The 2,878-nt window shown below is 75.3% G+C and carries 2 protein-coding genes; both read right to left on the bottom strand.

Annotation, left to right across the window (positions count from 1 at the left end; all coding sequences use genetic code 11):
* Positions 1–51: 51 nt before the first annotated feature.
* Complete coding sequence (locus ACRYR7_RS25065) at positions 52–744, bottom strand: glycosyl transferase (RefSeq protein ID WP_432575082.1); 693 nt, start codon at positions 742–744, stop codon at positions 52–54.
* An 8-nt stretch (positions 745–752) separates the two neighbouring features.
* Positions 753–2,786: a beta-galactosidase gene (locus ACRYR7_RS25060; RefSeq protein WP_432575080.1), complete on the bottom strand. Its 2,034-nt coding sequence runs from the start codon at positions 2,784–2,786 to the stop codon at positions 753–755.
* Between the last annotated feature and the right edge of the window lie 92 nt (positions 2,787–2,878).

Below are 2,878 nucleotides of genomic sequence, written 5' to 3'. Positions count from 1 at the left end.
GGCCCGGCGCCCGCGGGCGCCCGGCCGCACGCCCGGCGAGGGGCGCGCACCTCAGGAGGGGCTGACGAACCGCTCGCGCACCTCGCGCACGACGGCGTCCTCCCCGCGCGCGAGCAGGAAGGTCAGCACCGACGCCAGCACCACGACGACGGCGTCGAAGGTGACCCAGGCGGTGCCGATCGCGAGGACGAGCAGCGAGAGCAGCGCCAGGGTCGCGCGCGGGCGGGTGAGGAGGGTCAGGACGCCCAGGCGGGCGGCGTCGCGCCAGCGGAAGGCGAACACCGCGGTGAGGACCAGCACGCGCACGGCCCACAGCAGCACGGCCGCCCCCAGGACCGCGTAGAGGGGGGTGAAGGCGGCCGCCGCGCCCACGACGTCGCGGTGGGCCACGTTGACCGCGAGGACCGTCAGGACGCCCAGGGCCGGCACCCACGTGCGCAGCGCGTCCAGCGCGTCGAGCCGGTAGCCGCGCAGGAACTCCCGGGCGGGGTCGGCGTCGCGGTCGGCGAGGAAGGCGCGCCAGGCGAAGACCGACGCGGCCAGCGCCGGTCCGGCGGGCACGGCGCACAGGGCGTACAGCGGCAGGTTGCTGGCGTCGGGCGCGAGGAGCAGGGCTCCGGCCAGGCCGGGCGCGGTCGCGACGACGAGCAGGACCTCGACGACGACGAACCAGTGCACGACCTGGGTGACCCGCGACAGCGGCCCCTCGCCGAAGGCCCGCCCGTCGCGCGCGGGTGGTGCCACGGGCGCGCTCACCGGACCTGCAGGACGACGACGTCGGCGGGGGCGAGCGCGAGGACGTCGCCGGCCTCGATCCGCCGGCCGGTGAGCAGGTCGGTGCCGCTGGTGTGCGCGCTCACCCGGAGCGGCTCGCGCCCGTGGTGCAGCAGGAACTCGTAGCGGCGGCCGTCGACCTCGCGCACCGCGTGCTCCAGGTCCGGGGAGTCGGCGTGGGGGCCGACGAGGTCGTGCCGCTCCAGCACCCGGCGCAGCACCCACCGCAGCCCCGCCGCGTCCAGGCAGGTGCCGACGTACCAGGCGCAGCCGCGACCGGTCTCCCGGCGCGTCACGGCGGCGGTGCCGGCGTAGAAGTCCGCACCGTAGGTGCCCACGACCTGCGCGCCGCGCGGCAGGACGAGGTCGAAGGCGGTCGTCGCGGCGCTCACGAGCTCCGGCGCCGCCCCGTCGGGGTCGACGAGCCGCACGGGGTTGACGACGGTCGGCTCCTGCGCGTCGGTCTCGTCGACGCGGACGCCCAGCAGGTCCGCCAGGGGGCCGGGCACGTCGGTGAGGAAGGCGTTGTCGTCCTCGTCGACCCGCCCGGACAGGACCGTGGTGACCACGCTGCCCCCGCGCGCGGCGACGGCCTCCAGCCTCTGGGCGAGGTCGCCCTTGAGGACGTGCAGCAGCGGGGCGACGACGACGTCGTAACCGTCGAGGTCCGCGGTGACCGGGACCACGTCGACCTGCGCGCCGGCCTCCCACAGGGCGCGGTGGTAGGCGATGGCCGTCGCCAGGTACTTCAGGTGGCGGGTGGGGCCGTCGGAGATCTCCACGGCCCACCAGGAGTCCCAGTCGAACAGCAGGGCGACGCGGGCGGGGGTGCGCCCGCCGAGCAGGGCGCCGCCGACGGCTTCCAGTTCCGCTCCGAGCGCGGCGACCTCCTGGAACGAGCGCGTGTCGGTGCGCCCGGCGTGGTTCAGGACCGCGCCGTGGTACTTCTCGCTGGCGCCGCGGGACTGGCGCATCTGGAAGAAGAGCACCGCGTCGGCGCCGTGGGCCACCGCCTGCCAGGACCACAGCCGCATCACGCCCGGGCGCTTGAGGGGGTTGACGTCGCGGCAGGCCGTCACGGTCGGCGTCTGCTCCATGAGCCAGAACGGCTGCCCGGCCTTGAGGCCGCGCACGAGGTCGTGCGTCAGCGCCATCCGCGAGGCGGAGCGCTCGTCGGGCGGGTAGTTGTCCCAGGAGGCGAAGTCGAGGTGGTCCGCCCAGCGGTGGTAGTCGACGGGGCGGTACGTGCCCATGAGGTTCGTCGTCACCGGCAGGCCGGAGTGCTCGCGGATCGCCTCCTTCTCCTCGCGGAAGGTGCGCAGGAGGTTGTCGGAGGTGAAGCGCAGGTAGTCCAGGGTGATGCCCTGGAAGGCGGTGTGGTCCGGCCCGCGCCAGTGCTCGGACAGGGCGTTGGGCGGCACGACCTCCTCCCAGTCGCCGAAGCGGTGCGACCAGAACGTCGTGTTCCAGGCGTCGTTGAGCCGCTGCAGCGTGCCGTAGCGCGTGCGCAGCCAGGTGCGGAACTCCGCGGCGCACAGGTCGCAGTAGCAGGCGCCGCCGTACTCGTTGTTGACGTGCCAGGCGACGACGGCCGGGTGCTCGGCGAAGCGCTGAGCGACGCGCCCGGCCAGGGCGGCGGCCAGGCGGCGGTAGGCGGGGGCGCTGGGGCACGCGTTGTGGCGCTGGCCGTAGACGTGGCGGCGTCCCTCGAAGTCGGTGCGGCAGACCTCCGGGTGCTGCCTGGCCAGCCACGGCGGCAGCGCGCCCGTGCCCGTGGCCAGGCACACCCGCCGGCCCTCGGCGTGCGCCCGGTCGAGGATGCGCTCCAGGACCGAGAGGTCGTAGACGTCCTGCGACGGCTGGGTCAGCGCCCACGTGAACACCCCCACGGTGAGGGTGTCGATGCGCGCGAGGTCGAAGGCGGCGTGGTCCTGCTTCCAGACGTCCTCTGGCCACTGCTCGGGGTTGTAGTCGCCGCCGTAGGGGATGCGCTGGGTACGGGGAAGGCTCATGGGGGGACGGCTCTCGACGAGGACGGTCGGGGGCAGGCGGAGCGGTTGAGCGCCGGGGGGACGGCGACGGCCCGGCGGCACCCGGGGGTGCC

Origin of the sequence: Kineococcus gurbantunggutensis (genome assembly GCF_050871925.1) — a bacterium.
GTDB lineage: Bacteria > Actinomycetota > Actinomycetes > Actinomycetales > Kineococcaceae > Kineococcus.
Note: the sequence above shows the minus strand (reverse complement) of the source record. Positions and strands in the feature narration are given on the sequence as shown.

What these genes read in the sequence shown, in the direction of transcription:
- ACRYR7_RS25060 (WP_432575080.1), bottom strand. Translation starts at nt 2,786, where the DNA reads ATGAGCCTTCCCCGTACCCAGCGCATCCCCTACGGCGGCGACTACAAC.